Origin of the sequence: Sphingobacterium sp. Ag1 (genome assembly GCF_000988325.1) — a bacterium.
Lineage (GTDB): Bacteria > Bacteroidota > Bacteroidia > Sphingobacteriales > Sphingobacteriaceae > Sphingobacterium.
The window spans coordinates 14,623-34,230 of the sequence record NZ_LBGU01000039.1 but is presented as its reverse complement, the minus strand read 5'-3'; the positions used below and the strand labels follow the sequence as shown (position 1 = coordinate 34,230).

Annotated in this window: 19 protein-coding genes; 11 read left to right on the top strand and 8 right to left on the bottom strand. The window is 38.9% G+C overall.

The window, feature by feature from the left end:
* Nucleotides 1–4 precede the first annotated feature (4 nt).
* From AAW12_RS12955 to AAW12_RS12940, 4 genes are all read right to left on the bottom strand, one after another.
* Nucleotides 5–475 (bottom strand): DsrE family protein, encoded by a 471-nt coding sequence (locus tag AAW12_RS12955; RefSeq protein WP_084823163.1) that lies wholly within the window; start codon nucleotides 473–475, stop codon nucleotides 5–7.
* 31 nt (nucleotides 476–506) lie between these two features.
* Entirely contained in the window at nucleotides 507–1,487 is a 981-nt protein-coding gene (locus AAW12_RS12950) for a c-type cytochrome (protein ID WP_046674066.1), read from the bottom strand.
* An 80-nt stretch (nucleotides 1,488–1,567) separates the two neighbouring features.
* Nucleotides 1,568–2,470 (bottom strand): LysR family transcriptional regulator, encoded by a 903-nt coding sequence (locus tag AAW12_RS12945; protein ID WP_046674065.1) that lies wholly within the window; start codon nucleotides 2,468–2,470, stop codon nucleotides 1,568–1,570.
* Between the two features lie 61 nt (nucleotides 2,471–2,531).
* Nucleotides 2,532–3,902 carry a dipeptidase gene (locus AAW12_RS12940; RefSeq protein WP_046674064.1) on the bottom strand — a complete coding sequence of 457 codons (1,371 nt, stop codon included), beginning with the start codon at nucleotides 3,900–3,902 and terminating at the stop codon, nucleotides 2,532–2,534.
* A 107-nt stretch (nucleotides 3,903–4,009) separates the two neighbouring features.
* Between AAW12_RS12940 and AAW12_RS12935 the strand changes: the two genes are divergently transcribed.
* From AAW12_RS12935 to AAW12_RS12905, 7 genes are all read left to right on the top strand, one after another.
* The gene (locus tag AAW12_RS12935) at nucleotides 4,010–4,324 is read left to right on the top strand and encodes a hypothetical protein (protein ID WP_156167638.1); all 315 of its coding nucleotides are present in this window, start codon (nucleotides 4,010–4,012) and stop codon (nucleotides 4,322–4,324) included.
* A gap of 7 nt (nucleotides 4,325–4,331) precedes the next feature.
* Complete coding sequence (locus AAW12_RS12930; protein ID WP_046674062.1) at nucleotides 4,332–4,883, top strand: RNA polymerase sigma factor; 552 nt, start codon at nucleotides 4,332–4,334, stop codon at nucleotides 4,881–4,883.
* The gene (locus tag AAW12_RS12925; RefSeq protein WP_046674061.1) at nucleotides 4,876–5,229 is read left to right on the top strand and encodes a hypothetical protein; all 354 of its coding nucleotides are present in this window, start codon (nucleotides 4,876–4,878) and stop codon (nucleotides 5,227–5,229) included. Before AAW12_RS12930 ends, AAW12_RS12925 begins: the two co-directional genes overlap by 8 nt.
* Before the next feature lie 188 nt (nucleotides 5,230–5,417).
* Nucleotides 5,418–8,141 carry an outer membrane beta-barrel protein gene (locus tag AAW12_RS12920; protein ID WP_046674060.1) on the top strand — a complete coding sequence of 908 codons (2,724 nt, stop codon included), beginning with the start codon at nucleotides 5,418–5,420 and terminating at the stop codon, nucleotides 8,139–8,141.
* 18 nt (nucleotides 8,142–8,159) lie between these two features.
* Nucleotides 8,160–8,948 (top strand): GLPGLI family protein, encoded by a 789-nt coding sequence (locus AAW12_RS12915; RefSeq protein WP_046674059.1) that lies wholly within the window; start codon nucleotides 8,160–8,162, stop codon nucleotides 8,946–8,948.
* Nucleotides 8,949–9,201: 253 nt separating this feature from the next.
* Nucleotides 9,202–11,919, top strand: a complete 2,718-nt coding sequence (locus AAW12_RS12910) for an outer membrane beta-barrel protein (RefSeq protein ID WP_046674058.1) — start codon at nucleotides 9,202–9,204, stop codon at nucleotides 11,917–11,919.
* A 1-nt stretch (nucleotide 11,920) separates the two neighbouring features.
* Nucleotides 11,921–12,712: a GLPGLI family protein gene (locus AAW12_RS12905; RefSeq protein WP_053003670.1), complete on the top strand. Its 792-nt coding sequence runs from the start codon at nucleotides 11,921–11,923 to the stop codon at nucleotides 12,710–12,712.
* A gap of 59 nt (nucleotides 12,713–12,771) precedes the next feature.
* Here the strand turns inward: AAW12_RS12905 and AAW12_RS12900 are convergent, their stop codons facing one another.
* Together AAW12_RS12900 and AAW12_RS12895 are read right to left on the bottom strand one after the other, a co-directional pair.
* Nucleotides 12,772–12,951: a hypothetical protein gene (locus tag AAW12_RS12900; protein ID WP_046674057.1), complete on the bottom strand. Its 180-nt coding sequence runs from the start codon at nucleotides 12,949–12,951 to the stop codon at nucleotides 12,772–12,774.
* Between the two features lie 118 nt (nucleotides 12,952–13,069).
* Nucleotides 13,070–15,208, bottom strand: coding sequence for a S46 family peptidase (locus tag AAW12_RS12895; RefSeq protein ID WP_046674056.1), 2,139 nt, complete (start codon nucleotides 15,206–15,208; stop codon nucleotides 13,070–13,072).
* Nucleotides 15,209–15,384: 176 nt separating this feature from the next.
* On the opposite strand from AAW12_RS12895, the gene AAW12_RS12890 reads away from it, so the two are divergent.
* From AAW12_RS12890 to AAW12_RS12875, 4 genes are all read left to right on the top strand, one after another.
* The gene (locus AAW12_RS12890) at nucleotides 15,385–16,755 is read left to right on the top strand and encodes a DEAD/DEAH box helicase (protein WP_046674181.1); all 1,371 of its coding nucleotides are present in this window, start codon (nucleotides 15,385–15,387) and stop codon (nucleotides 16,753–16,755) included.
* Nucleotides 16,756–16,761: 6 nt separating this feature from the next.
* On the top strand, nucleotides 16,762–17,007 hold the full coding sequence (locus AAW12_RS12885; RefSeq protein WP_075991115.1) for a hypothetical protein: 246 nt from the start codon (nucleotides 16,762–16,764) through the stop codon (nucleotides 17,005–17,007).
* Between the two features lie 103 nt (nucleotides 17,008–17,110).
* Nucleotides 17,111–17,461 carry a gliding motility protein GldC gene (gene gldC / locus AAW12_RS12880; RefSeq protein ID WP_046674054.1) on the top strand — a complete coding sequence of 117 codons (351 nt, stop codon included), beginning with the start codon at nucleotides 17,111–17,113 and terminating at the stop codon, nucleotides 17,459–17,461.
* 27 nt (nucleotides 17,462–17,488) lie between these two features.
* Nucleotides 17,489–17,896 (top strand): EVE domain-containing protein, encoded by a 408-nt coding sequence (locus AAW12_RS12875; RefSeq protein WP_046674053.1) that lies wholly within the window; start codon nucleotides 17,489–17,491, stop codon nucleotides 17,894–17,896.
* A gap of 110 nt (nucleotides 17,897–18,006) precedes the next feature.
* Here AAW12_RS12875 and AAW12_RS12870 read toward each other — a convergent pair whose 3' ends face one another.
* Nucleotides 18,007–18,534 carry an acyl-CoA thioesterase gene (locus AAW12_RS12870; protein ID WP_046674180.1) on the bottom strand — a complete coding sequence of 176 codons (528 nt, stop codon included), beginning with the start codon at nucleotides 18,532–18,534 and terminating at the stop codon, nucleotides 18,007–18,009.
* Nucleotides 18,535–18,548: 14 nt separating this feature from the next.
* Nucleotides 18,549–19,463: an SDR family oxidoreductase gene (locus tag AAW12_RS12865; protein ID WP_046674052.1), complete on the bottom strand. Its 915-nt coding sequence runs from the start codon at nucleotides 19,461–19,463 to the stop codon at nucleotides 18,549–18,551.
* Nucleotides 19,464–19,608 lie beyond the last annotated feature (145 nt).

Here is a 19,608-nt window from a genome sequence, read left to right as displayed (position 1 = left end):
TATACTATGGTTTAACGATAACCCAACCTTCATTTGCTCGTAAGATTAATTCACCATTTCCGCTAGGAACATAACCTATAAAGTCAAATAGTTCTTCTTTGGCAATATGTTTCTCTTCTAAAGTATTGAGGCATTGCGCTACGATTACACCTTTCTCGACGAGTTCTTTCAGGGGTTTCTCATATTGGCTGTTCTTTTTTAGGTATGCTTCGGTACCGCCAGAAAATGCAACTAATTCGATTTGTAAATGTCCTTTTAGTCGCGGGTCTTTCAAGACATTATTAATATTACGGATTGCTTTTTCAATTGTTTTTGGATCGTTACTGTCCAACTGATAGATGGCTTTATACGCTTTTTTCTTCGCAACGGCACCCGTATACTGGTGGTTATTGAGCAGTAATGTATTGTCCTGTGCTTTCGCATGAAAAGCCGTTATCGCTAGAAGAATACAAGCGATTGTAAACTGTTTTTTCATATTTATCATTGATTTAATGGGGTATTTATGTTTAAAAATTGTAAGGTCCGATTTTGTGCTGTTCGATATTAATGTTATCAGCATAAGGTGGATAGGGGCTATCTTTGGGCTTTTTGCTTAGATTGGGATAGTCCAATTGCTTGTTCGTTTTTTGAGGTCGATCGAACGAATTGATGTATGCAGCGACATCATAGGCCTCGTCGTCCCTCAATTGAGGAGAGTCATACGTTGCACCTAAGGGCATATTCGCTTTGATAAAACGAGCAGCGGTAAGCAATCTCGCCATCCCAGCACCATCGTTGTAGCTGTCTTTACCCCATAAGGGGGGATATTGATATCCTTTTCCAGCTGTGTGAGGCAGCCCCTGTCCATCTCGTCCATGACAACTGGCACATTTGTTATCAAATACCACTTGACCATGTTTTAGATCTGCGGCACGATTGGGGATATCCATTTTGACAAACCCTTGGCCTGCCAAACGGCCCTTATTCACTGTATTCACGCTGATGTTCTTGATATAGGTGACAATGGCCCTCATTTCTTTGCTGTTTTCGGGAATGGCTCGGCCATTCATACTTCGCTCAAAACAGCCATTGATACGCTCTTCGAGTGATTCAACCTTATTTTCTCGTCCAATATAGGTTGGAAACACATTGGTAAGTCCAACGTAAGGAGCTGCAAAAGCCTTTGTCCCGCCATTGAGATGGCAGCTGCTACACGCCAGCTTGTTCCCAATCTTGACTTCACCATCATAAAAATAATCGTATGTGTTTTTAATTAGCTTTTCACCATAATTGGCCATTTTACCTTCCGGATTATCTTTGAAGGAGATTTCTTTGAATTGGGAAACATGGGTAATAAGCGAGTCGTTGTGTATATCAAGAGCATCTGTTTTGTTTTTCTGATTCTCATGTTTGAGTGGAAATACACATAAAGTTGTACAAGTAATGACCAATGCGACGATGATCCAGCTGAGTGCCTTTAAGTAATTTGTAAGTTTCTTATAATCCATTACGCTAATTCATTTGTACAAATCTAGGCGGCTCTAATCTGGAATTAAAACGAAGTTTGTTTATGAGACATAACATTTGGTTATAACTTGAAGTTTTGCCGTAGACAGAATTGCAGAAACTGATTGGGAGTGCCTGCAAGCCCTCCATATAAATGGGTAAAATAGAAATAACGTTCTATTGTTAACTGTGGAATATCGACAATGGTCAATAGATTATTTAACACTTCTTTTTGCACCGTATGGATCGATAAAAAGGCAAAGCTGTTGCGACGGGCAAGGTAGCCTTTGATACTCTCTGTTGAAGGTAATATCATTTCTATCTGTACTTCGGATAGATTGATGCGGTTATCTTTTAGAGCATTCTCAATAATTGTTCGTGTACCCGAGCCCTGCTCTCGCAGGACCAAAGGTAAGCGCGTGATATCGGATAGTATAGGGTTTTTTAATTGATCTAACCGTGGGTTTTGGCTATTGGTGACGAGAACCAGCTCATCCTTCATAAAAGGAATATATTTCAGGGCCCGGTTGTCGGTAGACCCCTCCGTGATACCTAAATCCAATGTTTTATCAATAAGCTGTTCCTCAATACTACGGCTATTGGATTGAAAAGACTGGATGCGATTGTTGGGATATTGCGATAGAAAATCGGCCAGTAAAGCGGGGAGAACATATTGGGAGATGGTTGTGCTAGCCCCTAAAATCAGGTTTCCTTTTCGCCCTTCCTGCAATTCCTGTATTTCTTGGCCCGCCTGGTTATACAGATTGATAATCTGTTGGGCATATTTATATAGAATTTGGCCTGAATTAGTCAGATTAAGGTTATTACCCTTTCTTTCGAAGAGCGGCACAGCCAGTTTCTTTTCTAGTTCCTGTATGTTTTTGCTTACAGCAGGTTGCGAGATGAAAAGGGCAGAGGCCGTTTTGGTGAAGTTAAGGTGCTGTGCTGCGGTGTAAAATACAATTAGGCGGAAGTCAAAATCCATAAAAGATAAAGGGTTATTTCTAAAAATTTAAAAATAACCCTTTATCCGAAGAAAAACTAAATTATTTGCTTAGTTCCGCGTAATATTTATGAAATAAAGGTATTGTTGAAATTCCCATCAGGTAATTCTCAATACCATATTTTTCATTTGGCGAGTGCAGGTTGTCACTATCCAAACCGAAGCCTAGAAGTACCGTTTTTAAACCCAATACTTCCTCAAAAAGAGCAACGATAGGAATAGATCCGCCACCCCGTGTTGGGATCGGTTGAACACCAAATGTTTCATGTAGCGCTTTTTCTGCTGCTTTGTATGCAATGCTGTCGGTCGGTGTCACGACAGGCTCACCACCATGATGAGGTTTTACCTCTACTTTCACATAATCTGGTGCAATAGATTCAAAATGTTTTTTGAAAAGCTCCGTAATACGGTGAGAGTTTTGGTTTGGCACAAGACGCATGGAGATTTTCGCATTCGCTTTTGATGGAAGTACTGTTTTGGCGCCTTCACCGATATAACCACCCCAGATACCATTTACCTCCAAGGTTGGACGAATACCGGTGCGTTCTAATGTTGTGAAGCCTTTTTCTCCCCAAATATTTTGGATACCTAGGTCTGTTTTATATTCTTCAATGTCAAAAGGTGCTTCATTTAATGCTTTGCGTTCTTCGGCAGTCAATTCGACAACATCATCATAAAATCCTGGGATAGCGATATGATTGTTTTCATCATGCAAGGATGCAATCAGTTTTGCTAATATCGTTGCTGGATTGGCTACTGCTCCACCATAGACACCCGAGTGTAAATCTCTGTTCGGGCCAGTAACCTCTACTTCAACATAAGAAAGACCGCGTAAGCCAGTTTCTAAAGAAGGTTGCTCCATGCTGATCATGGAGGTGTCAGAAATAACAATAACATCAGCTTTCAGTCTCTCTGTATTTTCTTTTACAAATGTGCCTAAATTGACCGAACCAACTTCCTCTTCACCTTCGATCATAAATTTGATATTGCATGCCAAGGCGTCATTTTTAATCATGTATTCGAAGGCCTTTACATGCATATAAAACTGACCTTTATCATCGGCAGAACCGCGTGCGTATATTTTGCCATCACGGACGGTTGGTTCGAAAGGAGGGGTATCCCACAACTCATATGGGTCGGCAGGTTGTACGTCGTAATGACCATAAGTCAATACAGTAGGTAGTGCCGGATCAATAATTTTTTCTCCATAAACGATTGGATTACCAGCAGTAGGACAAACTTCTACATTGTCGGCTCCGGCTTCACGTAATTTCTGAGCAACAAATTCAGCAGTTTTTTCGACATCTCCTTTAAATTTAGGATCGGCACTAACTGATGGTAAACGCAATAAATCAAACAACTCATCTAAAAAACGTTGCTTGTTTGCTTCTACATATTCTTTAATGTTTTGCATATTGTTTGTGTTTGAAACAAATTTACACAAATCGACACATTTAACTCAATTTGTTGTAACCTTTTCGGGAATGGTGGTGACTAATGTAAAAACTAATTCAAATAATTATGGAAAAGCAATCAGTAGCAGCCATTTTGGGCGTCGGATTATTTACGTGTATTACCCTGTGTGTTTATTTTATTATGCGTTATCGAAGTGCCACAGTACACCTACCTAGCGAAAGTAGGAAAAAGGAGTCTTTGGATTGGCAAAAGCCCGGGATTTTGGTGCTTGGTATCGGAGTGGGCCTCTTCATTGTCGGTATATTGGACAATTACATCAAGACTGATTTACCCGATTCACTCGCCGTAGCAATTTTGATTATTTCTGCAGGTGTTGCGATGATAATTGCTAACCGATTGGATAAAAAACGCGATATTTAACCCGCCAATGGATGAAATCTATATTCGAAAAGTTCTGTCAGGCGATGTGGAATCTTATCGTTATTTTATAAAAACGTATAAGGATATGGCATTTTCTGTCGCTCTTTCTATTGTAAAGGAAGAGCATTTGGCAGAAGATGCCGTTCAGGATGCATTTATAAAGTGCTATCAATCGCTGTCTTCCTTTAAAGGGAAATCTAAATTTAGTACCTGGTTTTATCGGATTGTGGTACATGTGGCTTTTAATACCGTTCGGCATAAGAAACTGGACCTGGTCAATTTTGATCTATCCCATCACGACACGTCGCATGAGGATTCGGTATTGGATGAAATAATCGCGCATGAAAGAAAAGAAATGATCAACGACGCACTCACTATTCTGCCCGCCCGGGAGTCTGTAGCGTTACGTTTATTCTATTTAGAAGAACAGTCGATGGATGAAATTCAGGAAATTATGGGTTGGACATTGGCAAATACAAAAGTGATCTTGCACCGGGCCCGTAAAAATATGCAGATCATCTTGAGTCAGTTAATTAAAAAAGCAGAGTATTATGGATAAGCAGCAGGAAAAATTCAGAAAGGTTATGCAAATGAGCAAAATAGAAATGCCATTCGACGATTTTGAACAACGGGTCATGGGCAGCATCGCAGCGCTTGAGAAAGATAAAGAAAGAGCCCTGTCAAATAAAAAGTATGCGATTACATTTTTTCTCCTTGGGACTGTTTGTGGAATTCTGTTAAATAATTATCTGATGGCCAAAATTGAAGTTGCAGACATAACCCCGGATCTTAAAAATTATAGTGCAATAGCTTGTCAAATATCATTTGCCCTGTTGATATGTTTCTTTTGTCTTCAGTTGTGGCGGTTGATCAATATGCAACAGAAGAATCATTATCAAGTGTAGCAAAAGTCTTTTTTATGAATAAATGTATAGGGGCTGAGTTTTTGTAAAATGGGCTTCCTATTTCGTGCAAATAGCGGAGCTCTGGGACAAAATTAGTTTTTTTAGAAATAAAATTAAATTTACTGTAACAAAACATTGGTTTTACCTACTAATGTTATATTGATATTAATTTACTATCCAACAATTTTATGAAAAGAGTTTTACAAATGCTCTTATTTTTCATTTTTGCTATTCCTGGTCTGGCTTCAGGTCAATCCAAGATTGCTGGAAAAATAAGTGATGTAAAGGACCAACTAAAGTTATCAGACGCAACAGTCATGCTGTTGACTGCTAAAGATTCTATATTAACAGGCTTTACGAGATCTGATGAAAATGGTCTGTTTTCTTTAGTCAAGCCCGATACCGGAGCCTATGTGCTGATTGTGAGTTATCCCAAGTATGGCGACTTTTATACGGAGATTCAGCCTGGTGTGGATTATTCTAAATTGGCTATTGGCCTCACAAATACAGCTACATTATTACAAGAAGTCATTGTTACGGGCCGTATTCCGATCACCATTAAAGGTGATACGACAGAATATGACGCCGGCAGTTTTAAAGTTGAAAAAAATGCAAAGGTCGAAGATTTGTTAAAAGCTTTGCCTGGAATCACGGTTGATGCATCTGGAAAGATTACTGCACAAGGTAAAACAGTCAAAAAAGTATTGGTAGACGGCGAGGAATTTTTTGGCGACGATCCGACGCTGGTGACACGCAATATCCGTTCGGATATGGTGGATAAAGTTCAGGTTTACGAGAAAAAATCCGAGCAGGCAGAACGTACAGGTGTGGATGACGTCCAGCGTGAGCAAACCATCAATGTCAAGCTGAAGGAGGGCTCTAAAAACGGCATGTTCGGAAAAGCGCTTCTTGGCGGTGGAACCGACGACTATTATATGGGGCAATTGATGTTGAACAAGTTTAAGGGATCACAGAAAATATCAGTTTATGGGCTTTTCGGTAATAATGGTACCACCAGCATGAACTGGCAAGATGCGCAAAAGTATGGTGGTGATTCAGGTGTGTCCTATGGTGATGACGGATCGATGAGCTGGTCGAATTTTACGGATCCTTTTTCTGGACAAGGAGTTATTGGTGTACCTAAAGCCATAAATTCGGGCGTTAATTTCTCGGATAAATTTGATAAAGATAAACATACAGTCAACATTAACTATAAATATGGAAGACTGAGCAGTGATGGAAATGATGAAACAATTACTACTGGTTTGATCAATAACAAATCGGTGAAGAATATAGATTCCGAAAATGACCAGCATCGTGCCAATCTGAAATATGATCTGAAATTAGATTCGTTAAATCTCTTAACCATACGAGGCGGGGCATCAAGAAAGAATCTTTGGTCAGATAACAAGCGTGAAGCTTATCAGTTTGGGCAAAACGCAGATACAACCATTGCCGAGAATACACGGGAATTGGTGAAAAATAGCATCAATGAGTTTAACTTTAGTACCTATTTTACCCATAAATTCAAGAAAAAAGGACGTTCTTTTACATTTGATGGTCAATGGAAAAGAAATGAGATGAAGGGTACTGGACATTTAAATTCTGACCTGAGAAATTATAGCTTAAAAACAGATTCAACCACGGATCAAAGTAAGGTACGTAACAATACAAGTGATGTGCTAAGTGCTTCAATCTCCTATACCGAGCCCTTATCCAAAATTTGGAATGTTGTTGTGGGAACAGGAATTGAGCAAAGTAATAGCAGTTCCATCGTGGAGTCTTTCAATAGGGATGGAGAGGGGAATTATACGCAATTGGACCGTCGTTTTAGTAATAACTATGATTTTGATAGAAGCAGCAGTAGATACAAATTGGCTATAGTTCATACAACTGAAAAATTGAAGTTCACAGTAGCCAATAATTTCAATAATGACAAATTGAAACAGTTCAATAACTATACAAGTGAGGGGATTACAAGAAGTTATTTTACCTATAATCCAAATGTGAGTGCTGGTTATTCCTTTACGAAAACTAAGGGGTTATGGATGAACTATACCGGTAAAAATCAATTGCCTTCATTGAGCCAGATCCAGCCAATCTTGGATAATTCAGACCAGATTAATCGTTATTTGGGAAATGAAAATTTAAAACCATCGTTTAGAAACTCATTAAATCTGAATTATAACTCATTCCGTGTGTTGACCGGAAATTATGTCTATGTTGGCGGTAATATTTCTACGGAAAAGAACCCGATTACGCAGAATATCGATACACTAAAAGGAATCAATACGTATACGTGGAATAATGTGGATGGTAAGACAAATACGTCTTTAAACGTATGGTCTGGAGTTTATTTCAAGTTGAGTAAAAAACTTGGCTTGTCCAACTCGCCACAGTTTTATGTGAATATGAGTGACAATTATAATATGTTCAATCACCAATTGAATAAAGTAAATACAACGAATTTTAATTTTACATATAATTTCAAGAGAGATACCAAGACAGGTTTAAATTTTGACTTGAACTTTAGTCCACAATATCGTTTGATGAAATCAAGTTTGGAACGCAATACCAACAGCAATGGTTTCGTATTCGCTTCCAACGGAAGTGTGGAGTATTTTTTCAACAAAACATTTAAGGTGTACACCAATTATACCTACTCTTACGAGGCAGCGACCAAAGCTTTTGACGAGAAGTTTGAGCAGTTTTTATTACACCCGGGTATTAGTAAGAAATTCTTGAAAAATGAATCGTTGGTGTTGGATTTTATGATCAATGATGTTCTTAACCAAAACAAGGGCTTTAGTCGTTCGGCATCGACTTCTGTCTTTACGCAACGTCGATATGATACGATACGCAGATATTATATGCTTAAACTATCATGGGATTTTACAAAAATGTTTTTATAAAATATTAAGCGAAATACAATGTTAAAATATATCTTTTTTCTCTTCTTCTGTTGTTCAGCCTTTGGTCTTAAAGCACAGTATACGTTGTTTGGCCGATCGGGAACTATTTCTTACGATAAGACGATGTATATGAAGAATATCGTAAGCAAAAAATTTATCGCTAAGGCTGATGATAATTCAAAACAGTTTTTTGAGCGTATAATACCGAGATTACCGGAAAATGCCGTGCTAAAGAAGTCAATGAAATTCAATGCCACGGAGACATTGTTCGAATCGGTAAAAGATGAGAGCCTGGATGCAGAGATTAAGCAGTATATTATGATGCTTGCGCTGGACTTTGATGCATCCACACTTTCAAATATGTCTAACCGGTCTTTTTTGAGATACAATGATATTGTTGGTGAAAAGATCATCGTTCAGGACTCTATGAAGCGCATCAAATGGAAAATTACCGATGAGTATCGCGAGATCGCAGGCTACAATTGTAGAAGAGCCAATGGGATTACGCCAGACTCCATTTATGTCATTGGTTACTACTGCAATGAGATTCCTATCAGTGGAGGTCCCGAATCCATCAATGGTCTTCCGGGAATGATTTTAGGCCTGGTGGTACCCAGCCAGCACGTTTCCTATTTTGCAACAAAAGTCGAACTTAGCAACACTGTGGTGATGGATAAAAAGAAATTCGAGAATACTAAGGTGAAACGAATGACTAGAAAGGCCATGACCGATCAGATTACAAGTGTACTGTCTCAGCACATGAATAAAGAGACAGTTCAATTTATTATGGAACTTGGCAATTTATAAAGATCACAGCATGCTGTTCATACAATATGTTGTATATTTCTAACTGTTTAGATAAAAAAGCTCTTCTTTTGAAGAGCTTTTTTTGTGAATGTTTTCTTGTATTTTGTTGTTAATCAGTTGTTTGTTTTGTTTTTTTTAAGCCTTTTTATTGCTTGTATTTTTTTTGAGATAAACTAAAATTAACTGAAACAAAATATTAGTTTTGTGCACGAATCTTATTATTTATATAATTATATACTATCCAAACCATATTATGAAAAGAGTGGGGCACCTACTTTTAGTTATTTTATTCTGTTTCTGCGGAATAGTTCATGCGCAATCCCGAATTGAAGGAAAAATCAGTGATGTAAAAGATCAGCTTAAGCTACATAACGCAACAATTATGTTGTTAACGGCCAAAGATTCCATTTTGACCAATTTTGCCCGTTCGGATGAACAAGGTAGGTTCTCTCTTGAGCGCCCAGATACGGGTCAATATTTTATCATTGTCACCTATCCGAAGTATGGAGAATATTACGCAGAGATCTTGCCAGGGCAGCATTACAATAACATGTCCATTGGAATGACGAGCAGTGCAACCTTGCTGGAGGAAGTCATTGTAATGGGGCGGATACCTATTAGTATCAAGGGGGATACTACGGAATACGATGCTGGCAGTTTTAAAGTGGAAAAAAATGCTAAAGTGGAGGATTTGTTAAAAGTTCTCCCTGGGATAACAGTCGACGCCTCTGGTAAAATTACTGCACAAGGAAAAACAGTGAAGAAAATGCTGGTTGACGGGGAGGAGTTCTTCGGTGATGATCCAATTTTGGTAAGCCGGAATATTCGCTCTGATATGGTCGACAAAATTCAGGTCTATGAAAAGAAGTCTGATAAGGCTGAAAAAACAGGTATTGATGATGGTGAACGTACACAGACAATCAACGTGAAGCTAAAAGAGGAAGCTAGACGCGGAATATTTGGAAAAGTAGATGTCGGTGGTGGGAATGATAAGTTCTATGCTGGACAGGGGTTTTTGAACTATTTTAATCAGTCGTTTAAAGCTTCAGCTTATTTGATTGCAAGCAATACCGGGAAGACCGGTCTCAGCTATGATGAAGTGAATAGTATGGGGGGAGATTACGATGGCGGTGATAATTTTAATGGCGAAGGTATTCCCAAATCCTTGAATACAGGATTTTTATATTCGGATAAAACCGCTAACAAAAAACATGCTTGGCGGATCGACTATAAGCATATCCGATCTGATGTTGATCTAGATCGCAGCGTGTTCACGCGCAATGCGGCACGCGATACGATATTAACAAGCAATAGCAACACATTGGCATCAAACGAAAACAGAAGGCATAATATCGGTTTGAAATACGAGTTTAAGGTCGATTCGATGTCGGATTTAACGGTTTGGGCAGGTGCAAACAAAAGGCATGATAATAGTTCTTCGGAGACCCAGTCAACGACTGTAAATCAATTTGATCAAAAGATCAACAATAACATTCGAAACTTTAAGAACGACTCCAAGTCGGAACAGTATAATGCTTCGGCGCTCTATGTGAGACGTTTTAAAAAGAAAGGCCGTTCCTTATCATTTAACTATTTCACATCGGGCAATAAACAGGACGGTGAGCAGGATTTATTTTCTAAACTTACATTTTATAAAGAAGGGAATGCTGAAAGGGATTCAACTCTCAACCAGAGGAAATTTGTGAAAAATAGCTCTTTTTCAACCGGTGGCGAATTTGCTTATTCCGAGCCAATTTCAAAAAAGATGATCCTTTCCTTCGAATATGGATTGAATCTTAACAGAAATAATAACGCAGTTCAGTCTTTCGACAAAAATCAGCATACCGGTATTTTTGACAGACTGGATAGTTTGTATAGTAATGATTTCTTATACAAAACGACGAAAAACACCTATAATCTCGCAATTAATTACAAGCCTCTGGAAAAGCTTGTGGTCAACGTCTCGAATAAGTTCGAAAACAGTGATCTGTCGCAATTAAACCGTATGGAAAATACGAGAATTTCACGATCATTTTTTGTATATAATCCAGTGGTTGATGTCAATTATGAGATTCAAAAAAATAAATCAATCAGTTTGAAGTATCAGGGTACAAATGGTTTACCGTCCCTAAATCAGATCCAACCATTACGTTCGAATTTGGATCCCCTGAATGAGTACTTGGGGAACGAGAATCTAAAGCCATCTTACACCAATAATCTAAATCTTAATTTTAGATCTTATTCCATATTAGAAGATAAGTTTATTGGAATCTTCCTAAGCGCTTCACGTACAAATAATGCTTTGGTGCAAAATACGACAATTGATTCACTCGGTAAAACGACATTTGTGTGGGGAAATTTAAATCATAAGAGCAACAATCAGATTAGCATCAGTCCAATGTATTATGGCAAGTTATCCAAAAAATTTCAATTGAGACATGGAGGAGGACCATCCGTATCTTTCAGCAACAATTATAATTACGTCAATACGGTACTGGCCAATGCTAAAGTGCAGCGTTATGGGTTGAATTATGGTCTACAGCGATCGACAACGAAAGGCTTGGACTTTGGTGTTGAATTGTCGCCAGGATATCTTATTCAAGATAATTCCATTGGCATTATGGAAGATAGTAAGGGATTTACGTTTTCCGCTGAAGGAAATCTAAAGTACTTTCTACCGGCTAAATTTATTGTTCGAGCAGATTTCAGCTATACGTATCAGGCTCCTACGGCGGTGTACAGTAAAAAATTTGAACGATTTGTGCTGAGTCCCGCCTTATCAAAAAAATTCCGAAAAGATGAAAAGCTGGAATTGACATTTATGATTAATGACCTTTTTAAACAGAACGTCGGTTTTGACAGAAGTCAGAACGGAACATTGCTGACCGAACGCCGATACAACACGATCAGCAGATATTATATGGTTAAGCTCACTTGGGAAATCAATAAAATGCTCGTAAAATCGAAATAAAATGAAAGATACTAAAAATTTACTGGTCCTATTGTTTGCGTTTTTCTGGGCAGCGACAGCATTTGGGCAATATGCTTATTTTCCTACGCAAGGCACAGTTACCTACGATAAGACCGTGTTTCTTAAAAACCTGCTCAAGCGCTATGCCACTTATGCAAAAGATGAGGATACGCGTAACTCCATCAAAGAAATGATCGGTCAGGTCCCCGAAAATCAGGTGCTGAAAAAGAAACTGACATTTTCCAACGAGGAGGTGCTCTATGAGCATGTCGCTGAAGAGTATTCGGAGGTTGTTAGTGGCTTGATGCGTTCTGGAATTTTTGAGTCGGGTATAAGTGGCTATCAGAATCTAAAAAGTAAAGTATTTCATTCCGTTTTTGAATTAGGTGGGGAACGGGTCGTCGTGACTGATTCGACATTAAAGATCAAGTGGAAAATTACGAATGAATACCGTGAAATTGCAGGTTATCCCTGCCGCAGGGCCAATGGACTTGTCCTGGATTCCATCTATGCCGTGGCTTTTTATACGGATCAAATCCCTGTTTCAGGAGGTCCTTCAGCCTTTAATGGGCTACCGGGAATGATCCTTGGGTTGGCTGTCCCTGAACTGCATTACAACATGTTTGCGACGAAGGTGGAATTAGGAGCTGTGAATCCCTCGTCGGCCACTTTGTTAAAAAAGAAAGATAAACCATTGACCAGGCAGCAGGTATATGATAAACTAAAGGCCTCATTTGGTGATTATCTGGGTATTAAGATTTACAATTTGGTGATGGCCTGTACGTTCCTATAAAAGCCAAGAAAAAAGGCCTTTCATTTGAAAGGCCTTTTTTATGTTTAACTTCGAAAAGACTATTTTCCGTCGTTTTTCTTAGCAGTAACTTCGTTACGAATTTCTTGTGCTAAGGTTTTGATCTCTTGTAATCCTTTACGTACACGTGTACCAGCTGCAGAATTACCATTGTTGAAGAACTTGTCTGCATCAGCTTCGATAGAAGCTACTAACTCTTTTAATTTTACGTAGTTTTCCATTTTTTTATAATTATAATTTTAGTTTTTATGGTTTTTCCTAAACACTCCTTAAATATACAAAAACGAATCAAATAGAAAATAAATTTCGTTTTTTTTTATCGAAAAAGCTTAAAAAAAACTATTCAACAATCTTAAGTTCGTCAATAATGTTGGTTGCTCCTGCAAATTTATCAATGATAAATAATACATAACGGATATCAACTGAAATTGTACGCTGTAGCTTATGGTCGAAGATCACATCGCCAGCCATTGCTTCAATGTTACCATCAAAAGCTAGGCCAATTAATTCCCCGTTGCCATTTATCACTGGTGAACCTGAGTTTCCACCTGTTATGTCATTGTCACTTAGGAAGTTTACTGGTAAATGTCCTTTTTTGTCCGCATAGCGACCATAGTCCTTATTATTGTACAGATCCATCAAACGCTGTGGCAAATCAAACTCCTCGTCGCCCTTTTTGTATTTTGCAATAGTACCTTTTAACGTCGTGTAAAAGTTCTTGTCAGCATCGTTACGCGGGTCTTGTGGTAAGCCTTTGATCGAGCCGTAAGTTAAACGTAAAGTACTGTTTGCATCCGGATAGAATTTACCTTTTGGATTAGAAGCCAATACACCAGCAACATATTTGCGATAAGCACCTTCAAATTTGTCGTCTTGTGCTTTCCAGCTAGGATCTACTTGACGGTATCTGTTAAGTAGGGCCGAAGAAAGTTTATACAATGGATCATTGGCCAAGATTTCAGCGTTAGGGGTAGCTAGATAATTGTTCAAACGTTCTGCTGAAGCGAAGATGCTGTTCTTCACAGATTCTTTGACATACGCCGTAAAGTCACCATTATTTTTAGCCGCCAATTCTGCAATATATGGTGCAATATTTCCTGCTTTTTTAGCGTAAAGATTCAATTCGTCAATCAATACCTGCTCTTCAAGCGGCATGTACATTTTTTCATAACCTGCGTCGATGGCCGATTTTAAACGGGGAAGAATTGCATTTCTTCTTGCTTCATCTCCAGCAGCATAAACTTCTAAACCGGATCCGATTGTATACGGTAAAGCTGCCATTGCGCTAGAACGCAGCATGCCCATTAAATAATTGTCATGTCTAGCTTTCTCGTTTGTCGAAGCATAAAATTCGTTGATTGTTTTGATGACATCACCGTACTCTGCTTTGTTAGCAGCTTTATTTGCCCATTTGTCAAATTTAGCTTCGTCTTTTGCTTTCGCTTCCGCCGTTTTATGTAATGTCAAAGCGTCAATCATTCCTTGACGGTTTTTCCAGTAATTCGCTACTTGAGAGTATTTCGAAGCGTAGTTCAATTTGACTGCCTGGTCTTGGTCCATGAATTTTTTCATGGCATCCATACCTGTTTTAGAAGCTTCTACCCAAGCTGGATAAGCGAATTTAACATTTTGGTTGATGCCACCAGAAGGCATCCAACGATTGGTGCGACCTGGATATCCTAAGATCATTGCAAAATCTCCTTCTTGAACACCTTTTAAGCTGACAGGTAGGAAATGTTTTGGTTTCAAAGGAACATTATCTTGTGCATACTCTGCAGGATTCCCATTTTTATCAGCATATACGCGGAAAATCGAGAAATCTCCGGTATGACGGGGCCATTCCCAGTTATCAGTATCACCACCAAATTTACCGATGCTATTTGGAGGCGTGCCCACCAACCGAACGTCATTGTAATCTTGGTATACAAAATAATAGTACTCATTGCCTTGGTAGAACGATTTTACTTCAACCACATACTTGCCATTTTCGCTATTTTCCTTTTGGATTTTAGCAGTCTCAGCAGCAATGATCTTTTTACGTTCATCTTCAGACATTTTGTTGTTGACCAAACCTAAGATTCGTTTTGAAACATCATCCATACGCACAAAGAAGCGAACCGATAGCGATTTAGGCTTTAATTCTTCATTTTTGGATTTGGCCCAGAAACCATTTGTTAAATGATCATTTTCTGGTGTAGAAAGTTCTGCAATAGCACCATATCCACAGTGATGGTTGGTGAATACCAATCCTTGATCAGAAACGATCTCAGCGGTACAGCCACCATTGAATTGTACGATTGCATCCTTTAAGCTCGAGTGGTTAATGCTGTAGATTTCTTCGGCACTTAAGCGAAGTCCTTTTTTCTGCATATCTGACTCATTCAGACGCTTTAGATACATTAAAAACCACATTCCCTCATCGGCAAATGCAGCAAAGCTTGTTGTGATGAACAACAAACACATCCATAATTTTTTCATATCAACCTGATAAAAAGTTTGTTTATACAGTACAAAAATGCTTTAATTCTCTTAAAAACCAAAATATTAGACTTTATAATATGCTTTTTACCAATTTTTATGTCAATTGAAAGTAAATGTGTACCGTATTGGTTGTCAAGGAAAGTCAAATGGACTCTTTTCCTTATCTTTGCAAGATGCAGCAATCATTTGAAAATTTTAAATTCAATAAACAGATCTTAAATGCGATAGCGGAGGCGGGGTATCAACAACCGACAGAGATCCAGGAAAAGGCAATTACGCCAATATTGGCCGGGCAGGATGTGATGGGCATCGCTCAGACTGGAACTGGGAAAACGGCGGCATTCGTTTTACCCATGCTGATGAAGCTAAAGTATGCTCAGGGAAATGATGCGCGTGCGTTGATTTTGACACCAACGAGGGAATTGGCCATGCAAATCGAAGAAAATATTAAACTGTTTTCTACTTATCTTGATTTGCGTTCAGTGGTACTTTATGGTGGATTAGGGCCAAAAACTCAAATAGAAGCACTCGAAAAAGGAGTGGATATTATCGTTGCAACGCCAGGTCGATTTTTGGACTTGTACCTGGAAGGGCATATTGGCGTTAAGTCACTTAAATTTTTGGTCTTAGATGAGGCCGATAAGATGATGGATATGGGTTTTATCAGTAAGATCCATCGCGTGCTTGAAATTGTCCCACGCAAACGGCAGAACTTACTGTTCTCAGCAACAATGAGTGAGCTTGTCCGCAAAATTGCAGGCGATTTCTTAGCATTTCCGACGGTTATTGAAGTGTCCGAACAAGCTACACCAGCGAAGACGGTAAGCCAGGCGCTCTATATCGTTCCCAACCAAAAGACAAAATTGAATTTACTTCAACATCTCCTAAAAGATGATGAAGCGTTTAGCCGATTGATTGTTTTCTGTAAAACAAAGCAGGTAGCAGATAATGTTTTCCACTTTTTGGAACGTAAATATGGTAAAGATGAGGTTCGTGTTATTCATGCCAATAAAGGCCAGAACACACGCATCAACTCTATTAATGCATTTAAGGAAGGAAATATCCGGATTTTGGTCGCAACGGATGTGGCGGCGCGAGGACTTGATGTTTCTAATGTAAGCCATGTGATCAACTTTGAAGTACCTATTGTTATTGAAGATTACGTACATCGTATTGGACGTACAGGGCGTGCGTTCAATGAAGGGGACGCCATCACGTTCTGTAATGAAGCCGAGAAATATTATGTTCGCAAAATCGAAAAATTGATCAAACAAAGTATCCCCGTGCACGCACTCCCAGAGGATGTCTTTATCGAGAAAACACCCTTTCATGAAAAACAGGATATTGCTCGCGAGATTGATAATCAAAAGCGAAAAGATGATCCTGATTTCCAAGGTGCTTTTCACGAGAAAAAATACGTTATCAAACAGAAAGAAGTGCGCGAGGCACAACGAGCTTCTGGATTTAAACCAAAAGCAAAAAGTAAAAGTAAGTCTGCAGGTGGAAAATCGGGGGGAACAAATCGCAATTTTAAAAAACGTTAATTTATTGTGCGCTTTACACCACTAAATATCGCCAGTGCATGCCTTGTTGCCTGGTTTGTTATGGAAAACCCCAATGATGAAAAGGCCTTATTTACTTGGGGCGCATTTATCCTATTGTTGTTGATATTGACCGTCATTGATATTGTATTTAGGGTCTTTGTAAAGCCAAATAAAAAAATGTGGTTATTACAATTGGCATTTTTGGTAGTCGTTTGTGTCACCAGTTTAATTGTCAAAGTAACCTTTGGGTAAGAGAAAAAATTAAAAATAAAGACGAGTAAGATTGTGAATCGATGACAAATATAGTCTCTATTTCAAAAACATAGCTCAATATAAATAGCTCAATAATATTAAAATGAAAAAAGCTGAAATAAAATTACAGGTAGCGTTAGATGAAAACAACGTGCCTGAAAATATCATGTGGTCGTCTACAGATGGAAATAATGCAGAGGAATTACCTGCAAAAGCCATGTTTTTAGCCCTATGGGATTCACATTATAAAAATTCAATGCGTATCGATCTTTGGACTAAAGATATGCCTTACGATGAGATGAAACGTTTTTTCTATGAAACACTTCAAACATTGGGCGACTCCTTTATCCGTTCTTCAGGCGGTGATCCAATGGCAGAAAAGGTTATTGGCGACTTGCGTGATTACTGTGCGCATTTTGCAGATAAAATGGAAGTTTTAATGCCACAACAATAGTTTTAAACGCTTAACAGAAATTTGACCATGCAATACTTCTTAGTAAAATCTGAACCATTTAAATATAGCTGGGAACAATTTAATAAAGATGGCCGTACATTTTGGGATGGTGTTCGTAATTACCAAGCTAGGAATAATATCAAAGCCATGAAAGAAGGTGATTTGGTCCTGTTCTACCATAGCAATGAAGGAAAAGAAGTTGTCGGCGTGGCCAAAGTCGTCAGGGAATTTTATCAGGATCCGACAACAGATGACGAGCGTTGGGTCGTTGTGGATCTGGCACCTGTAGAGACGATGAAGAAATCCGTTACGTTGGAAACCATTAAGGCTGATGCGCAGTTGCAGGATATCGCTTTGGTCAGACAGGGGCGTCTGTCTGTGATGCCGTTGAAGCCGGAGGAGTTTGATCGGATTTTAGCGCTCGGTAACGAGTAAGCTACCGCAAATAAATAAACCCAGTGTATGGGGATATAATAAAAAAGGGAAAACAAGCTGTTTTCCCTTTTTTATTATTTGCACGGTATGTAAGCCATAAAAATTAGGTATTAATTCTTTTGGCTAAAAAGACTGACCAGCGCTTTTAATTTTTTTGCATTTTCAGGTTTTAATTTCCCCGCGAGAATAAGGCGCAGCTCTCTTCGTTGTAATGCATCTTCGTAAGCTTTGTGTTCTATGTCTGTTTCAGGAATTAATACCGGCACAGCTTTGGGGTTGTTATCCGCATCAACAGCAACAAAGGTATAATACGCTTCGTTGGTTTTTACACGGGTGCCTTCCGGTAAATTAGATGCGAAAATTTCCATGCGTACTTCCAAAGAACTATTAAACGCACGTGTTACTTGAGCTTGTATCGTGACGACCTCACCCAGTTTAATGGAGCGCTTAAAAGATACATTATCAACAGATACTGTGACGACGACATTGCTACAGTGTTTTTGAGCAGCAATAGCCGAACAGATATCCATCCAATACAATAAACGGCCACCCATCAAATTTCCAAATGTATTGGTATCGTTGGGTAATACCAATTCGTTCATCTCTGTGTATGACTCTCGCGCAAATTTCTCTATCATATCATTATTTGTCATTATCGTCCAAACGTTTTGAATTGATGATCTATGATTGCCAAAGCATCCGTAAATGACGTCGGCACATAACCCAATTCAGCGTTAGATCTAGTCAGATCAAAGCCTGTCTGCCGTGGCCTGTTTTCTGCCTGTCCAATGCTGGCAGCGCTGATCTCCGAAATCAATCCTTTGTCTAGTTGCCAGAAGTCTGCAATTGTGTAGACAGCCTCATTGATCGACATGAGCTCTGCTCCTGAAATATGAAATATTCCCTGTGCTTCTCGGTCAATAGCGAGTTGGCAAGCATAAGCTAAATCATCAACAAAGGTAGGCATTCTCCATTGGTCATTGACTACTTTTATAGGTTCATTTTGTGACAACTTACTTTTGGCCCATAATACGAGATTCGAACGATTGGGGTCAGCATTGATCCCATAGACTAATATTGTGCGAAGGATAGCATAATGACAGCCCGATTGTGCAAGCACTTGTTCGGAAGCATATTTACTTTTCCCATATTCACTTTGTGGATTGGGGAGATCTGTTTCATCATAAGGCGTATTTTTTTTGCCATCAAATACAAAGTCCGTAGATAAGTGGACCAGTTGAGTCTGATGTGTAGTACAATAGGAGGCAAGATAGGCCACAAGATCGACGTTAAGCGATTGACATGCGGCTTGATTTGCTTCACAAGCTTCCACACTTGTCATGGCTGCTGTATGTACAATTGCATCAAAAGTTTGTGCAGCTAGAAAGTCTGTCAGTTTTTCCCGATCCGATAGATCTACTTGAAAGAAAGTATAATTCACTTGATTTGGGTTGCGATTTGGACCCTTTGAAATGGCAACAACATCATAGTGGTCATTTTTAGCAAGTAAATCAACGACTTTTTGGCCGAGGAATCCATTGGATCCTGTCACTAGTATTTTTTTCATCAATAATAATTAAATGATATCCAAGCACCCGTTTATAAAGACTCGTTTGCAGGGACTTAAGTGCGCTGTTTAGTTTATTCGTGTATGTCTAAAAACTAGTTGACTAATCTCTGTTATAGCATCTGAGCACATAAAAAGCTAGATT